Genomic DNA, 15,094 nt, shown 5'->3' with positions numbered 1-15,094 from the left:
GAGGCCCCCGGGGCCAGGATCTCCTGCCGCTCGGCGCTCCTCGGTTTCCTCGGCGTTAAAATTTGGTTCTTCACGGATTTCCGGGGAAGGCCGCACGGATCTTGAGGAAGAAGTAGGCCTCATCCCGGTACCCATAGGCGATCCGCTTCAGGACCTTGATCTTGTTGTTGATCCCCTCCAGGATGCTGGTGTTCAGGTGCCACCGGCAGTGCGAGAGGATGTCCTCGATCCGCTTGGCCAGGTTTTTCGCAAAACGTACCAAAGGCGGCAGGCCGCTTGAGGTGGCCATGGCCAGCCAGTTCTCCCAGGCCTTCCGGGCCCAGCCCTCTCGCTTAAAGCCCCACAGGGCCTTAAGGGCGTCCTTCATGACGTAGGCCGTCATGAGGGCTTGGTTCGCCTCCAGGAGCGCGTTGAGCCTGGTCTTGCTCTCCCGGTTGGGCAGGTTCTCCCAGTTGCCCAGCAGGAGCCACTTGGCCCCCTTGATGAGTTCCCGGGCGGCCTTGTCGTCCCGGCACCGATTGGCCTCGTTGACCCGGATTCGGTCGAGCACCTGCTTTCCGAAATTGGCCAGGACATGGAACTGGTCCAGGACGATCTCGGCATTGGGGCAGTGTTGGCGGACTTCCGCTTCGAAAGTGGGGGACATGTCCATGGCCACCGCCGCGATCTTGCGGCACCGCCGCTTGCCGAGCCATTCGAAGAAGGGCCTGATATCCGCCTTGCCCCGGCCTTTGCCCACCCAAAGCACTTGGCGGGTTTCGGTATCGACGAACACCGTGGCGTAGCTCTGCCCCTTATGGAGGGCGAACTCGTCCATCATGAGCAGCCGGACCTTGCCTGGTCTGGCTGGCTCCAGCGTGCGCTCCAGATAGGCCTTGTCGATGTCCTTCACTGTGCCCCAGTGGAGGCCATAATGCTCGGCAACCCGCTTGATGGGCATGACCTTGCACATGCGGGCCACACTCTCGGCCATGCGGTTGGTGACCCGTGCATAGGGTTCCAGCCAGTCCAGGGCCTCCAGCTTGGGTCCGCAGGCAGGGCAGGCCACCCGGGCACGCCAGACCACCAACACGGTATCCGCGTCGAACACGGGCAGGTCCCGGATCTCTCGCTGGGACCAGTCGTGCACCGCTGAAACCTTGCGCTGGCAGCCGCTGCAGGTCCGAGGGTGGACACCGAAGCCGAGCAACTCGATCCAGACCTGGGCGCGGGTACCCTTCTCCCCCGGTTCGAACCTTTCCACGGTTCCGACGCGATGCCCTTTCCATCCGCCCAAACGGGCAATAAGCTCCTTGGTAGGCAGCAGCGGCCTCCTCTCATCCTGGTTTCTCGACAACTCCAAGATGCCTGAAGTCCACTGCTGCCGACCTGTTACCCGATGAATCCGGCAATCTCGATCGAAGGGCCTATCGCCGAGGCGCCGAGGAGCCGAGGATCGCCGAGGAATAAAAAGAAGATCTTTTCTCGGCGAACCTCGGCCCCTCGGCGCCTCGGCGATAAGCTTTTCGTTTCAACTTACCTGGATGACGGGCTCAGAACGGCCCCTATCGACCGGACCCGGCCTCCTCGTCAGCACCAAGCTAAAGTGAGTGTGGGTCGGCGCCACCCCTCAAATCCGTGAAGAACCTAAAATTTACCCGAATTATGCCGGCGCAAAGATGGCTCCCGCCGGGGGGATGCAAAGCTGGCACCCCAGTTAGCGCCGATCAGACCGAAAGGCCCCCTTCCTTCAGGAACCTGGCGTACTGGAAATCCATCTGCTGGATGTGGTGCGTCAGCCAGTCCCCCAGGAACCGGGCCACCTCCATGGGCCTCACGGCGGCGGCGTTCCTCGACCATTGCTCCTTGAAGGCCGCCACCTCCTCGAGCAGGAGCTGGTGCTCCGAGCGGTGCGCCTTGAGGCCATCGAACCTGTGCAGCTCCATGAAGTCCTCTTCGGTCTTAAAGTGCCTGACCGTGTAGGTGACGAGGAAATCCAGGGTCCGGGCCAGCTCCTCCCGGCCGCGTCCCGTCACGAGCCCCTCGTGGAAATCGTTGACGGTCTGGAAGAGCGTCTTGTGCTGGTCGTCCACGGAAGGGATGCCGGTTGCGAAACGGTCGTGCCAGGCGATGAGGGCCATCGGGAAACTCCAGAAAAGGTGTCTGTTACATATTCCATCATAATCGGCCCGGACCTTCCTTGTGGCCCTCCCCTCGCCGGGACAGAATGGGGAGCCGATTCCAATCCAGGTCCAGCCTGGCAGGCCCTCCAGGAGACGCACCCACCATGAGCGGATCGAAGCAGGACACGTACCTCAAGGAGTGGCAGGCCCAGGAGGCCACGGCCGAACGGATGCTGCCGGTCATCGGGAGCCTCTACCGCGACAAGAACGTCGTCACAACCGTCTACGGCCGCTCCCTGGTCCACAGCACGGCCATCGACATCCTCAAGGCCCACCGCTTCGCCCGGCACACCCTCGACAACGAGCTGTCGGTCACCGATTCCTGGCCCCTGCTGGAGGCCATGAGCGCCCTGGACCTGGCGCCGGCGCGCATCGACCTGGGCAAGCTGACCTACCGCTTCCGCGCCGAAGGCGGCCGAAGCGCCGGGGCCTTCGTGCGCGCGGAACTGGCCGGGGTCGCCACGGGCGGAGGCCCCATCCTGGAGGAACCCCAGGACATCGTCCTCTACGGCTTCGGCCGAATTGGTCGACTGCTTGCTAGGCTCCTCATCGAAAAGGCCGGCAGCGGCGAGAAATTCCGCCTCAAGGCCGCCGTCGTGCGCAGGGGCTCCGCGGACGACCTCCTCAAGCGCGCCAGCCTGCTGCGCCGGGATTCGGTGCACGGCCCCTTCAACGGCATCATCACCATCGACGAGGAAGAGAACGCCATCATCGCCAACGGGAACATGATCCGCATCATCTACGCGGACAGCCCCGAGAGCGTGGACTACACCCAGTACGGCATCCGCAACGCCATCCTCGTCGACAACACCGGCAAGTGGCGGGACCGCGCCGGCCTGGGCAAGCACCTCCTGGCCCCGGGCATCGCCAAGGTCCTCCTGACCGCCCCCGGCAAGGGGGACATCCCCAACGTGGTGGCCGGGGTCAACGAGGACCTGATCACCGGGGGGGAGCGGATCTTCTCCGCCGCCAGCTGCACCACCAACGCCATCGTCCCCGTCCTGAAGTCCCTCAACGACCGGTACGGCATCACCCACGGCCACATCGAGACCTGCCACTCCTACACCAACGACCAGAACCTCATCGACAACTACCACAAGGCCGCCCGGCGGGGCCGCAGCGCGCCCCTGAACATGGTCATCACCGAGACCGGCGCCGCCAAGGCCGTGGCCAAGGTCATTCCCGACCTGGCCGGCAGGCTCACCGGCAACGCCATCCGGGTGCCCACCCCCAACGTCTCCCTGGCCATCCTCACCCTGGAGCTGGGCAAGCCCGTGACCGTGCCCGAGCTCAACGGCTACCTCCGCGCCATGTCCCTGGAGTCCCCCCTGCAGAACCAGATCGACTACACCAATTCGCCGGAAGTGGTCTCCAGCGATTTCGTGGGCTCCCGGCACGCCGGCGTGGTGGATTCCCTGGCGACCATCGCGGATGGGAACCGGTGCGTGCTGTACGTGTGGTACGACAACGAGTTCGGCTACAGCTGCCAGGTGGTCCGGATGGTGCAGAAGATGGCCGGCCTGGAGCTGCCGTCGGTGCCCTAGTTTTTTCGCTTCCTCCGGGAAGGTTCCGGTAATCTGGATCAAACCTGGAACATTCATGCATACTCCCCCCTGGAAGCCGCTGCTTTCCATCCCTGCCCGGGGCCTGAACCTCCTTGCGGACCTGGGCGCCGCCGTGCGCTTCTACGGGACGGACTGGATCACCCTGCTGCGCAGGGTCGTCCGGCTCCGCTCCCGCGGCGGCTTCCGGCCCCGGGAGGCCCTCCAGGGCGGCCTGCTCGATCCGCGCCTGCCCGAGTCCGCCCTGGCAGCGACGATCTCGAAAGCCGCGCTGGTCCGGCTCCAGGCGCGCGTGAACCCGGACAGGTTCGATTGCCTGACGGAGGACAAGGCCATCTTCTACGCCTACTGCCAAGGCCTGGGACTGCCCGTCCCCCGGCTTCTGGGGGTTGCCTCCCGCCCGGCGGGTTTCACGGCCGAGGGCGGGCCCCTTCTGGGCCCGGAGGACTGGCGGGCCTTCCTGGCGGGCCTCCCTGCCGAGTTCGTGGTCAAGCCCAGCCGGGGCGCCTATGGAAGGGGCGTCGAGATCTTCCGGCGCGAAGGTGGGGACTTCATCGGGTCCCTGAGCGGCCGGCACCCGGAGGAGACCGCGGGCGCCGCCTTCTTCACCGACCCGGGGTACGCGTCCTTCGTCATCCAGGAGCGCCTGCGCGCCCACCCGGTCATGGAGGGCCTGAGCGGCACGCCGTACCTCCAGACCGTGCGGATGGTGACCGACGTGGACGACCAGGGGACGGCGCGCATCGTCTTCGCCATGCTCAGGGTCATTGCCGGCGAAGCCACGGTCGACAACTACGCCGAAGGCGCCAACGGGAACCTGCTAAGTTTCATCGACGTGGCCGAAGGAACCCTCGTCCTCGCCGTCGGCATGCGCCCGGGCGGGATCGGCACCGTGGACGTACCCGAGCACCCCAGGACGGCCGTGGCTTTCCGTGGGTTCAGGTTGCCGGACTGGGAGGCGGCGTGCGCCCTGGCGCAACGGGCCGCCCTCCTCTTCCAGCCCATGCGGACGCTCGGCTGGGACATCGCCCTGACGCCCGGCGGACCCCGGATCGTGGAAGTGAACAAGCGCTGGGATCCCTGCAACGAGATCGCCTTCACGGCCCAGAGGCCCGGGATGACGGACGCCCTGGTCGCGCTGCTCGCGGATCTCAGGAAGGGTTGAGCTCGCGGTCCTCATCCTTGTTCCGGAGGCTGCCGAGGGTGATCGCGTACTCCCGGGTGAACTCCGCGCCCAGGAAGAAGATCTGGGCGGAGTAGTAGACCCAGATGAGGAGCACGGCCAGGGACCCCGCGGCCCCGAACGTGGTGCTGATCCCGCCGCTCCTCAGGTAGGCGGCGATGGCGTACTCGCCCAGGCTGAACAGGGTGGCCGTGCAGAGCGCGCCGACGGCCACGTCGCGCCACGGCAGGGACACCTCCGGCAGCATCCGGTAGATCACCGCGAACAGGCAGGCGATGACCGCGAAGGTGAGCAGGGTGGAGAGGCTGCTGAAGATCCAGAACGAGCCCGCCCAGACCCGGGCCCAGAAGCCGGCCAGGAGGGCCAGGGTGGCATTGACCACCAGGGAGGTGAGCAGGAGGAAGGACAGGGTCATCACCAGGCCGAAGGAGAGCAGCCGTGCGCGCAGCACGGCCAGGATCCCCGTGGGCACCGGCACCTGGTGGTTCCAGATCTCGTCCAGGCTGTCCTTCAGTTCGGCGAAGACGCTGGTGGCGCCCACCCCCAGGAGGGCCACGGCGAGGGCGGTGGCGGCGCGGCCCGAGCCGGGCACCTGGGCGCCCGCCAGGAGGTTCTTGAGCGCGGCGGCGCCCAGGGGGCCGACCCATTCCCTCAGCTGCTCCAGAACCGCGCCCTGGGCGGCCTGGGTCCCCAGCAGGAGCCCGGCCCCCGCGATGACCAGCACCAGGATCGGCGCGATGGAGAACAGCGTGTAGAAGGCCAGGGCTGCGGCCTTGCTGGCGGCCCGATGGGTCAGGCAGGCCTTGAGCGCGGCCATGAACACCTTGGCCAGCGCCCAGGCGAACCGGGCGATGCGGGGGGCTCCCGTTCTAGTCGGAATTGTAGTCGATCCACAGAAGCCGCGTGCCCATGGGGGCCTGGACCTCGCCGTTGGCTTCCGCGGTCACGAACAACTGGAAGGCTTTGAACGGAGTGACGGTCTTGATCTTGCCCTCACGGTCCTTTTCGGTCTTCAGGGCGCCGACGTTCTGGGCGGGCGAATCCTTGTCCCTGCTGACCCAGACCACGTAGGTGGCCGCGGGCGGCCGCAGCTTCTGGGGATCGGCCAGGTACCTCACCGACAGGTGGATGGAGATGTTCCCGTCATCCGTCCTGCCGAACTTGACCTCGCCCTTGGCCGCGGGGATCTCCGGGGATACGTTCATGGCGGTGGCATGCTTGAACATATCGGGCATGGCGAAGGCCGTGATGGGCGAAAGCGCGAAGGCCAAGGCCACCAGGGTGTTTCGAGTGTTTCTCATTTATCGGCTCCGTTGGGTATCGCCTCCGGGACTCCAACAGCCCAGGAATGCGACCCGGCACTTGTGCAATTCCCGGACCATCGAGTAACACGAACATTTTTTACAGTTACATTGGCGCCTGCCCACGCCGGGACATACATCAATCAAATTGGATGGGCTTCTCGATCATTTTCCACTGCGCCGTTACCGGCGGAGATCCTCCGCGAGCCGATTGGATACCGGGCCCCTTGGACAGTTCCTTTCAACCGTAGCCATTTCACTGCAACCGGGCCTGTTCGATGCATTCAACCGGCCTGGCGTTTCGCCCTGCGTCATTGGCCCGATACATGCCTAGTCCTCCTGCCCCCCCTCATGGTGAAGGGGCCCCGGAGGTTCCCATGAACAAGATCGCCCTGCTCATCGTTGCCGCATCCCTTCTCACCCCCGCCCTGGCGGACGAACCCAAGAAGGAGACGGTCACCAAGAGTGAAACCGTTACCAAAACTCCCAACAAGATCAAATCCGTCAAGACCGTGGTGAAGGAGGAGAAGACGGCGGCCAAGGGCGAGGCCCCGGCAGAGACCAAGACGACCAAGACCGAGAAGAAGGTCGTGAAGACCGGCGCCAAGGACGCGGTCCCTGCCAGGACCACCACGACCGAATCCAAGGAAGTGAAGTCCGAAACCAAGGGCAAGACCAAGGTCGTCAAGAAGGAAGTGAAGGAGGAGACCAAGAAGGCCCTCGTGGCCGACGACAGGAAGGCCGACGCCATCGAGAAGAAGGCCAAGGCCGAGAAGAAGGCCGACGCCGCCAAGGCCGCGGCCGAGGAGAAGGCAACCGCCGCCGCGGTCGCCGCGGACAAGAAGGCTGCCAAGGTCCAGGCCGAGGCCGACAAGAAGGCCGCCAAGGCTGACGTCAAGGCCAAGGCGACCGCGAAGACGACCAAGGCGAAGGCCGCCGAAAAGGCCGCGGACGAGAAGAAGTAGCCCCCACATTCCTTCCACCCGGGGCGGGTCACCCCCCGGCAGCCCAGAGCGCCTGGAACGGCAGGGTCCAGAACCCGGGCCCGGCGCTCCGGCGTCCGGGCCGGGTTTCAGCCGTTCGGCCGAATTCCCGACCTAACCTATCACGGTTATGGTTCCGATCATGATTCCGGACGATCCTTGCACTTGAACACACCTTCGCCCATCCCGCCAGGCGGAGGACCCGGACCCGGCGGTTCACCCGGCATCATCCAGGCGCCCGCCAGGGTTACCCCTGGACGCACGGATCGAAGCTCCCTTCCCCCCCTGGAGGTCTCATGGAAAAGCGTGACGTCACCGCCCTGTCGGCCCTCCAGGACCTGGCCGAATCCTTGAAGGCCTGGAACGCGCTGCAGACGGAGAAGGCCCGGCTGACCAGCCAGATCTCGGCCGTCCTGCGCCGCCACTTCCCTGCCCCGAAGGGCACCCTCGCTCAGGCGGGCTGACTGGGGTTCGCCCCGGCACGAACGGAAGGAATCAAGCGCGGCCGTTCCGCCCGGCGCCTGCGTATAATCGGGTCCAACAACACGATTGTCTGGGGCCCATGCGGATTCTCCTGGTGGACGACGATGCCAGCTTGGCCGGAATCCTTGCCGATTCCCTGACCCTCCAGCGCCCGGACTGGGAGGTCCGGGTGGCCCTGGACGGAGCCGCCGCCCTGGAGATCCTGCGGGCGGAGGCCATCGACCTGCTGGTGTCCGACATCCAGATGCCCTCCATGGACGGCATCGCCCTGCTGCAGAACCTGCGGGCGGATCCGCGCCTCGCCGGCCTTCCGGTCATCCTGGCCTCGGGCCGCAACGAATGGGGCCAGGTCCGGGAAGGCATGTGCTCCGGAGCCGACGACTACCTCGTCAAGCCCTTCTCGGGCAGGGAACTCATCCAGGCCATCGAGATCCGGCTCCAGCGCCTGAGGCCGCCCCAGGCCGCCCCGGAAGTCCCCCCGGGGCCTTCCCTGGCCCCGCTCACCGAGCGGGAACGCGACGTGCTCGCCCTGATCGGCAAGGGCCTGGTGACCAAGGAGATCGCGGAACGCCTGGACCTCAGTCCGCACACGGTCGGCGTCCACCGCTCCAACATCATGCGCAAGCTCGACCTCCACACGTCCGCGGCCCTGGCGGCCCTGGCGGTGCGGGCCCGGCTCTCCTGACCGCGGGCGCGCCCGCGCGGCAGGCTCCTCCCCGATCCGGTGAGGCACCCGGCCCCGGTCCTCCGCAGGCTTCGGTGGGAGCGGCCCTGCTCCCGGAAAGGGAGGGTTCCCATGGCGGATATTGGATTCAGGCGGTCTTCCGTGATCCTCGCGCTATCCCTGGCCTGCTTTCCGGCTTGCCGGGCGGTGGGGCAAGGGCCCACCCCCCAGACCACCCTCGACGGCCCCCAGGGGGGCCGGATCGTCTTCGGCGCCGTGGCGGGGGCCACCACCCAGCCGGCGGCCATGGCCAAGGTGCTGGGCGGCGTCCAGGCCCAGTGCGGCGAAAAGCCGCAGATCGGCCGCGTCTTCCGGTTCCGAGGCACCAGCTCGGTGGGGGTGTTCTTTTCCGTCACCAACCACCCCCAGGGCGGCAGGCAGGTGGCGGGCCTGGTCATCGCCAGCGCGACCGGTCCCGGGCAGGTGGAGGCGGCGCTGCTCACCGACGAGGCCGCGAGCTTCGGCAGGACGGTGAACCCCATGCTCAGGCACCTGTTCGGCGTCTGGAACCCGGATGCCAGGGCGGCGTCCGCCGGCCCAGGCTCGGCCATCGCCCCGGTCCCCGCGCTGCACAAGGTCACCCTGCCCGACCGCACCGCCTGCGTCGGCCTTCCCTCCGGCTGGCAGGTGGATCCCAAGAGCGGCGGCGGAACGATGCTCATCCACGGCCCCCAGGGCGAGGTGGTCATCCTCAACAGCATGTTCCTGGCCCAGGATCCCCGCGGGCCGGCCTACCGCAACGCCCAGCGCATGGGCATGCGTCCGTTGCGGGGGACGGTCATCTTCCCGGCCGATGCCGATCTGGTGAAGAACTTCGGGCCGATCATCGAGCAGCTGAGCCGGGCGAAGGGCTTCGTCCCCGCCAGCCTTGGGATCGATTTCGCCGAGCCCCTGCCCTCGCCGCCCCCGGGCTGGGCCCTCGACGGCGCGAGCTACGCGCTGGCCACGGGACAGATCGATCCCGACGGCAAGGGCATGCAGCGCATGTTCAGGGTGATCGGCGCGGCCGCTCCCGATCGCTACGGCGACTTCAGCTATCACGACTTCGTGGCCTATTTCCCCCGCGCCGGCGCCGCCGAAGCCAACGCCATCGCCGGCGCGGTCTTCTCCAGCTTCCAGGTCGATTTCGCGCTGGTGGCCCAGCGGGCCAGTGCGGAGGCGGCTCCCCACATCGCGCGCCTGAAACAGGTGGACGCCGCCCAGCGCCAGGCCGTCCAGGCCAACGCTGCCCGGATCATCGGCAACATCAACCAGATCGGCGCCAACGCCACGGCCCGGATGAACGCAGTGGGAGCCGCCAACGACGCCCAGCATGCCCAGTGGCGGGCGGGCCAGGACGCCAATGCCCGCAACGGCCAGGGCTTCAGCAACTACCTCCTGGACCAGACGGTCGTGCAAGACAACAACCTGCACGGCACGGGAACGGTCGGCCACGGCACGGTCTGGAACGCCACGGCCGATGCGCTGGTGAAGGCCGATCCCAGGCGCTTTGAATATGTCGATATGCCCAATTACTGGCGGGGGACGGATTATCGGCCCTGAGGGGCAGTCCCCCCGCCTCAGTCGGCGTACTTCACGGAGCAGCCATACGGACGGGACGTCGGAACGCTCACGGGCTTCCCGTCCATCGCCTCGGTGAGCGCCTGCGCCACATAGTTCTTCGCTACCGCGAGGCTGGCGGGGTCCGGGGTCGGCTGGTCATCGATGGCGCCGTTGTAGATGAGCGTCCCCTTGGGATCGATGATGAACATGTGCGGGGAGGTCTTGGCGTCGTACAGATGGCCCAGCTGGCCGGTCGGATCGAGCAGCACGGCCGCCGGTGCCGCGTCCATCTTCTTGAGGTAAGCATTTTCCTCGCTTCCCGTCACGTGGCCCTGCTTGCCCGGCGCGGAGGAGATGACGGTCAGCCATGCCACGCCGCGGCCGGCCCACGCCTTCTGGAGCTTCTGCATGCTGCCGCTGTCGTAGAACTTCTTGACGAAGGGGCAACCCTGGTTGTGCCATTCGAGGACCGTGATCCTGCCCGCGTACTCGGAGAGCGAATGCTTCACGCCGTTGCTGTCGACCGCCGTGAAATCCGGGGCCTTCTCCCCCACCCGCGCGGCCCGTGCGGGCGCGGCCAGGGACGTCGAAATCAGGATCGCCGAAAAGAGAGCCAGCTTTCTCATGGGACCGACCTCCTTGAGGATGACGCCTGCCCATCCCGGCCGGCAGGCCCGGGCATTATACAACCGCCCTGTTCATGGGCTGATCGCCCGGACGGGAACCGACACGGCATAGGCCTCGCCCGACCCCAGCTTCAGGACGCCCTCAAGCCTGGCGGGCGTCCTCGCCAGCTGCACGGACTTCCTGAGGGTCAGCCGCAGGCCGTCCGGGAGCGCCGTGGCGGTCTGGGGCGCGGCATGGTCGATCTGGTCGCCTTCGAACGGAAAGAACCACGCCTTCGCCTCCCCGGCGCCCCGGATCGTCATCACGAAGACCTCCCCCTCCGGGACCGCCTCGGCCTTCCAGCCCGCCGGCATGGGCCTGGGCAGGCGCCGTTCCGCCTCCTGGAACAGCGCGTGGGACCCCGGCGCCGGCCCCGGGGTCAGGCGCACGGGCAGGGAAAGCGTCAGGTCCGCCCGGCCCGGCACGCAGAGGTCCCTGCAGGCGAGCCAGCTGACTTCGGCGGAAAGCGTGACGGTGGAGCCGGCCTCAAGCGTGGCCGCCGGCGTCTGGATCTCGACCGGCAGCAGGACCGATTCCGGGTAGCCGAAATCGATCACCGAGCCCGAACCCAGCCGCTCCGGCGCGGGCCATTGGACGTCTCCGGCCCGGAAGCCCGCAGGCAGCTTCCACCGCACCTGGGGAGGCATGCCGGAATCGCCGGGATTGCTCCAGTAGATGTGCCAGTGGTCCTGCAGCTCGAACCGCAGGCCGACCCGAAGGGGCCTTCCCGGCTGAACGGAATCCGTGTCGGAGATCAGCCGGACCTTCACCGCGGGGCCGGCCCAGGCGGACAGGGCCGCCAGGGCAAGGAGGATGGAAAGGAGCCCGGTTCGGATGGGCATGAAGCACCTCCAGCAGCGTCTCGCCCCGGGGCGCGGCCATGGAAAAGAAGCCGGCCGGTTCGCCCAAGGCGAGATGATAGCGCCGGCCGGCCGCGGCGGCCAGATTCCTCCGGGATCGAGGATGGCCGCCGCCTGGGCCGCTGGCTATCATTGGTCGTGCGCCGTGCCGACCGCCTGTTCCAGATCGTCCAGCTCCTGCGCCGCGACCGCCTTTCCACGGCGAAACGGCTCGCGGAAGAGCTGGCGGTGTCGGTTCGAACGGTCTACCGGGATGTGGCCGACCTCCAGAAGTCCGGCGTGGCCATCGAGGGCGAGGCCGGAGCCGGCTACCGCCTGGGCCGCCACGCGGAGCTGCCGGCCCTCGGCTTCACCGAGGATGAGCTGGAGGCCCTGATCGCCGGGGCCCGCATGATCCAGGCCTGGTCGGACCCCGCCCTGAGGGAGGCGGCCTGCTCCGCCCTCCTCAAGGTCGAAGCGGCGGCCTCCCCGGAGGTGCGGCGGAGGCTGGCCCACTCGGAGATGCACGCGCCGGGTTTCCTGGCGGCAGGGGGCGGTGCCCGCTTCATGGGCGAACTGCGGACAGCCATGCGCGGCCGCCGCAAGGTGCTCATGAGCTATCGGCGGGCGGACGGAACCTGTTCGGAGCGGACCGTCTATCCCCTCGGCCTCTTTTTCTGGGGACACACCTGGTGCCTGGCGGGATGGTGCGAGCTCAGGGACGAGTTCCGCACCTTCCGGCTGGACCGAATCCAATCCATGGACGTGCTCCAAGGGACCTTCGAACCGGTCGAGGGCCACACCCTGGCGGACTACATCCGGAAGGCGGAGGATGACCGCTGGGACTCCTGACAGATCCCTGGCAGGAGCCCCTGCCAGTCTTCCATCCAGGAAGCCGCCTCGCATGGAGGCCCACGTCTTCCGCCGCGCCCCGCCGGGGTGGCGGCACCCCCACCCCGTTCCCTTCCAAGGAGTTCCCATGTTCCGACGCCTCGACGACTTCCGCGCCTCCTTCGCCCACGCCCGGGAGAGCTACCTGAAGATCCTGGACGCCATCCCCCAATCCGCCGCGGACACGGCGGTGGCCGACGGCCACCGCACCCTTCGCCGCATGGCCTTCCATCTGGTGGAGACCCTCATCGAAATGCCCGCCCGCACCGGCCTCGAACTGCCCCACGGCAAGGCTTTCCTGGCCGACCAGCCCCTCCCTCTTCCCGCGACGATGGCTGAGATCCGCCAGGCCTACGTGGATGCCGCCGAGGCCCTGCAGAACGCCCTGGAGGCCTGGGACGACGCCACGCTGGAGGTCTCGGACGACATGTACGGCCAGCGGTGGAAGCGGGGGGAGACCCTGGGCATCCTGCTTACCCACCAGACCCACCACGTCGGCCAGATGACGGTCCTGATGCGCCAGGCCGGCCTGCGCGTGCCAGGAATCTACGGCCCGGCCAAGGAGGAATGGGAGGCCTACCACATGCCCGCTCCGGCCATCTGAGCAGGCTGGTCGGACCTCCGGAGCCTGGCTCCGGCCGCCGCGCCGCGGGATCCAGACCCGGGAAAGCAGACGCGCCTGATCAGGGCTCCGCGTAGAGGACGTAGGTCTGATCCTCGACGCTCCCATCGGACCCCGCCTTCCAAAGGACCCGGAGCCTACCCTGGGCCGTGAAGCGAAGGCTTCTGGGGCCAGTCCCGGCACGGACGGGTGCGAACGCGGCCGAAGTCCATGCCCCGGCGGCGTCCCGCATGAGCAGCGTGCCGTCCCAGAGCGCCGCGACTCGCGTCCCGTCTGTGGTCCCGGCAAGGCCCACCCAAGCATGTGAATTGCCGAGGTTGTCCAGGACGATGGAACCGGGGCTCCAGCCCCCGGCCGCTTCCCGCTCGAACCACCAGAAGGCGCCCTGGTAAGTGTCCCCCATGAACGAGGCCACCAGCATTCCGAACCGGCCCCCGCCAAGGGACGCCAGCCCGAGCCAATAGGGGCCTGTGGGCACCCACGGGGTCGCGGGCCTGACCGTCTCGCCGGTCCAGGATCCGGCAGGGTCGCGGACCGCCACGGTGATCGGCTGCCCGAAAGACAGGGCCGAGGTGCCGGCCATCGCGAACGTTCCGGCGGAGTCCCGGCAGGCTGCCAAGTTGTCGATGATCCCCACCCCTAGGCCGGGGTCCTCCAGTTTCCAGATGCCGCCGTTCTGGATCAGCAAGGCAGCGGAAGTGGCATAGGCAGGGCCGGAGACCACGATGCAGGAGGCATTGCCCTGTCCGTCCACCAGGGGGGCGCCGATTCTCAGGCCCGGGCCGGGCGCCGTGCCCGCGGATTCCGTGGCCCACTTTCCGCCCTGCAGGACCAGATGCTGGAGAAGGGGGTGGTCGGGCTCGGACCCATTGGGCAGCGCCAGGAACAGATGCGGCTGGCTGGAGGCGTCCAGACCCAGGGGAGCGTCGGCGATCTGGCCTCCTGGAAGCGCGAGAATCGTGGCATACCCGGTGGGCGTCGCCTGCACGTACGTGTTGTTCAACCCGGCCGAGGCTCCGCCGAACACCACGCCCGCATCGCTCACGACAGGTCCCGGGAACATATCGGGAAGGCGGTAGAACGTCGCCGTGAAGGGGATGCCCCCGAAGGCGGCCTGCGAAACATAGGATGCCGGCAGGGACTTCCCGTACGCCCCGTCCTTCCGGGCGCAGACCCGGTACGTCATGAAGGACGACGAATGGTCCAGGTCGCTCCAGGAAGAGGTGCTGGCGGGCACCGACGCCAGGAGGCTGTAGTCGAGGTCCCGCCCGGGTCCCAGGCCGTTCCAGGCCAGGATGTCGAAAGCATCGGGCTGGTGGCTCTGGCTGGTCCAGGTCAGGGTGCAGCCGCCCGGAATGGAGGCCACGGGGGCAACAACGGGCGACAGCACCGGGATGAGCGTCTGGTAGGGGTAAGGGAGGCTGCTTCGGCCGTTCTTGAGGTTGGTGAGCGTGTAGGTCACCCGTTCGCCGTCGGGCGCCGAGGGATCCCTCCAGGTGGTGGCGTCCCCGGGGAGCAGGGCGACCTGCCTTGTGGTCCCCGAAGCATCGGTCCGTTCGATCCGCACCTGGTCCAGCGTCCGGCATTCGGTGGCCCAATCCAGGCGGATGGAGCCCGTGAAAGTGCCGTCGGCGCTCTTGTCCGGAATCGTGGAGAACGAGGTCGGCATTCGGATCGGCACCCGGTAGGCGGCCTCGTTCCCGTAGGCGCTCCTGCGGTCCCCTTGGGTGGAGCAGACCCTGAAGGTCAGCAGCGTATCATCGGCATCGGACGTCGTGACGTACCAAAACCAGGAATCCATGGAGAGCGGGTCGTCGGGAACCACCATGATTTGTTCGTAGGAACCCTGCTCCACCCGCCGTTCGACACGGAAGGAATCCACCGCAGGCACCGGGTTGCGCCAGACGACCTGTACGTGGCGTTCAGTGGCATCCCCAAAGCCCAGCAGCCCTGGTGGCGGGACCGCGGGGCTGGACTTGCCTCCCCCTTGGCACCCGGCCAGGAGGACCAGGAGCGAGCCGAGGCCAACATGCAGGATGGGCCTCATTGAGGTCGCATGCAGCGAAAACGTGGGAAGCATGGGAAGAGTATAGATCTCTTCGCCTGGCTTTCCGCACCTTTGCCGGGCTTTCCCGT

The 15,094-nt window shown here is 67.4% G+C and carries 15 protein-coding genes; 8 read left to right on the top strand and 7 right to left on the bottom strand.

Translation table 11 applies throughout. The annotated features are described in order from the left end of the window. Positions 1-70: 70 nt before the first annotated feature. Positions 71-1,243: an ISL3 family transposase gene (locus ACZ5MC_RS04295; protein WP_464517105.1), complete on the bottom strand. Its 1,173-nt coding sequence runs from the start codon at positions 1,241-1,243 to the stop codon at positions 71-73. Between the two features lie 463 nt (positions 1,244-1,706). Further along, complete coding sequence (locus ACZ5MC_RS04290; protein ID WP_306599070.1) at positions 1,707-2,120, bottom strand: bacteriohemerythrin; 414 nt, start codon at positions 2,118-2,120, stop codon at positions 1,707-1,709. Positions 2,121-2,266: 146 nt separating this feature from the next. Here ACZ5MC_RS04290 and ACZ5MC_RS04285 point away from each other — a divergent pair, with 146 nt between their 5' ends. Continuing rightward, a complete protein-coding gene (locus ACZ5MC_RS04285; RefSeq protein ID WP_306599069.1) occupies positions 2,267-3,706 on the top strand; it encodes a glyceraldehyde-3-phosphate dehydrogenase in 1,440 nt (479 codons plus the stop codon). A 55-nt stretch (positions 3,707-3,761) separates the two neighbouring features. Next, the gene (locus ACZ5MC_RS04280) at positions 3,762-4,889 is read left to right on the top strand and encodes a sugar-transfer associated ATP-grasp domain-containing protein (RefSeq protein ID WP_306599068.1); all 1,128 of its coding nucleotides are present in this window, start codon (positions 3,762-3,764) and stop codon (positions 4,887-4,889) included. Here the strand turns inward: ACZ5MC_RS04280 and ACZ5MC_RS04275 are convergent. Together ACZ5MC_RS04275 and ACZ5MC_RS04270 are read right to left on the bottom strand one after the other, a co-directional pair. Beyond that, positions 4,876-5,724, bottom strand: coding sequence for a YihY/virulence factor BrkB family protein (locus ACZ5MC_RS04275; protein ID WP_464517104.1), 849 nt, complete (start codon positions 5,722-5,724; stop codon positions 4,876-4,878). The genes ACZ5MC_RS04280 and ACZ5MC_RS04275 overlap by 14 nt on opposite strands. A 52-nt stretch (positions 5,725-5,776) precedes the next feature. Further along, the gene (locus tag ACZ5MC_RS04270) at positions 5,777-6,208 is read right to left on the bottom strand and encodes a hypothetical protein (protein WP_306599067.1); all 432 of its coding nucleotides are present in this window, start codon (positions 6,206-6,208) and stop codon (positions 5,777-5,779) included. 377 nt (positions 6,209-6,585) lie between these two features. On the opposite strand from ACZ5MC_RS04270, the gene ACZ5MC_RS04265 reads away from it, so the two are divergent. The 4 genes from ACZ5MC_RS04265 (at position 6,586) to ACZ5MC_RS04250 (ending at position 9,940) form a co-directional block, all read left to right on the top strand. Continuing rightward, positions 6,586-7,173, top strand: a complete 588-nt coding sequence (locus tag ACZ5MC_RS04265; RefSeq protein ID WP_464517103.1) for a hypothetical protein — start codon at positions 6,586-6,588, stop codon at positions 7,171-7,173. A 314-nt stretch (positions 7,174-7,487) separates the two neighbouring features. Further along, complete coding sequence (locus ACZ5MC_RS04260; RefSeq protein WP_464517102.1) at positions 7,488-7,655, top strand: hypothetical protein; 168 nt, start codon at positions 7,488-7,490, stop codon at positions 7,653-7,655. Between the two features lie 98 nt (positions 7,656-7,753). Beyond that, a complete protein-coding gene (locus tag ACZ5MC_RS04255; RefSeq protein ID WP_464517101.1) occupies positions 7,754-8,359 on the top strand; it encodes a response regulator transcription factor in 606 nt (201 codons plus the stop codon). A 141-nt stretch (positions 8,360-8,500) separates the two neighbouring features. After that, positions 8,501-9,940, top strand: coding sequence for a hypothetical protein (locus ACZ5MC_RS04250; protein ID WP_464517100.1), 1,440 nt, complete (start codon positions 8,501-8,503; stop codon positions 9,938-9,940). Between the two features lie 17 nt (positions 9,941-9,957). Here ACZ5MC_RS04250 and ACZ5MC_RS04245 read toward each other — a convergent pair whose 3' ends face one another. Continuing rightward, a complete protein-coding gene (locus ACZ5MC_RS04245; RefSeq protein ID WP_306599062.1) occupies positions 9,958-10,566 on the bottom strand; it encodes a redoxin domain-containing protein in 609 nt (202 codons plus the stop codon). A 72-nt stretch (positions 10,567-10,638) separates the two neighbouring features. After that, complete coding sequence (locus tag ACZ5MC_RS04240; RefSeq protein ID WP_464517099.1) at positions 10,639-11,448, bottom strand: protein-disulfide reductase DsbD domain-containing protein; 810 nt, start codon at positions 11,446-11,448, stop codon at positions 10,639-10,641. Between the two features lie 156 nt (positions 11,449-11,604). Between ACZ5MC_RS04240 and ACZ5MC_RS04235 the strand changes: the two genes are divergently transcribed. Continuing rightward, positions 11,605-12,297, top strand: a complete 693-nt coding sequence (locus ACZ5MC_RS04235; protein ID WP_464517098.1) for a helix-turn-helix transcriptional regulator — start codon at positions 11,605-11,607, stop codon at positions 12,295-12,297. A gap of 127 nt (positions 12,298-12,424) precedes the next feature. Then, on the top strand, positions 12,425-12,940 hold the full coding sequence (locus tag ACZ5MC_RS04230; protein ID WP_464517097.1) for a DinB family protein: 516 nt from the start codon (positions 12,425-12,427) through the stop codon (positions 12,938-12,940). Between the two features lie 79 nt (positions 12,941-13,019). Here ACZ5MC_RS04230 and ACZ5MC_RS04225 read toward each other — a convergent pair whose 3' ends face one another. Beyond that, on the bottom strand, positions 13,020-14,840 hold the full coding sequence (locus tag ACZ5MC_RS04225) for a hypothetical protein (RefSeq protein WP_464517096.1): 1,821 nt from the start codon (positions 14,838-14,840) through the stop codon (positions 13,020-13,022). Between the last annotated feature and the right edge of the window lie 254 nt (positions 14,841-15,094).

This window comes from Mesoterricola sp. JemC181 (assembly GCF_055384585.1).
This window is presented reverse-complemented; position numbering and strand designations above follow the sequence as displayed.

Excerpts from the sequence above, each read along its gene's own strand:
- ACZ5MC_RS04245 (WP_306599062.1), bottom strand. The coding sequence starts at position 10,566 with ATGAGAAAGCTGGCTCTCTTTTCGGCGATCCTGATTTCGACGTCCCTG.
- ACZ5MC_RS04280 (WP_306599068.1), top strand. The coding sequence starts at position 3,762 with ATGCATACTCCCCCCTGGAAGCCGCTGCTTTCCATCCCTGCCCGGGGC.
- ACZ5MC_RS04270 (WP_306599067.1), bottom strand. The coding sequence starts at position 6,208 with ATGAGAAACACTCGAAACACCCTGGTGGCCTTGGCCTTCGCGCTTTCG.
- ACZ5MC_RS04230 (WP_464517097.1), top strand. The coding sequence starts at position 12,425 with ATGTTCCGACGCCTCGACGACTTCCGCGCCTCCTTCGCCCACGCCCGG.
- ACZ5MC_RS04255 (WP_464517101.1), top strand. The coding sequence starts at position 7,754 with ATGCGGATTCTCCTGGTGGACGACGATGCCAGCTTGGCCGGAATCCTT.
- ACZ5MC_RS04285 (WP_306599069.1), top strand. The coding sequence starts at position 2,267 with ATGAGCGGATCGAAGCAGGACACGTACCTCAAGGAGTGGCAGGCCCAG.
- ACZ5MC_RS04265 (WP_464517103.1), top strand. The coding sequence starts at position 6,586 with ATGAACAAGATCGCCCTGCTCATCGTTGCCGCATCCCTTCTCACCCCC.
- ACZ5MC_RS04240 (WP_464517099.1), bottom strand. The coding sequence starts at position 11,448 with ATGCCCATCCGAACCGGGCTCCTTTCCATCCTCCTTGCCCTGGCGGCC.
- ACZ5MC_RS04260 (WP_464517102.1), top strand. The coding sequence starts at position 7,488 with ATGGAAAAGCGTGACGTCACCGCCCTGTCGGCCCTCCAGGACCTGGCC.
- ACZ5MC_RS04290 (WP_306599070.1), bottom strand. The coding sequence starts at position 2,120 with ATGGCCCTCATCGCCTGGCACGACCGTTTCGCAACCGGCATCCCTTCC.
- ACZ5MC_RS04275 (WP_464517104.1), bottom strand. The coding sequence starts at position 5,724 with ATGGCCGCGCTCAAGGCCTGCCTGACCCATCGGGCCGCCAGCAAGGCC.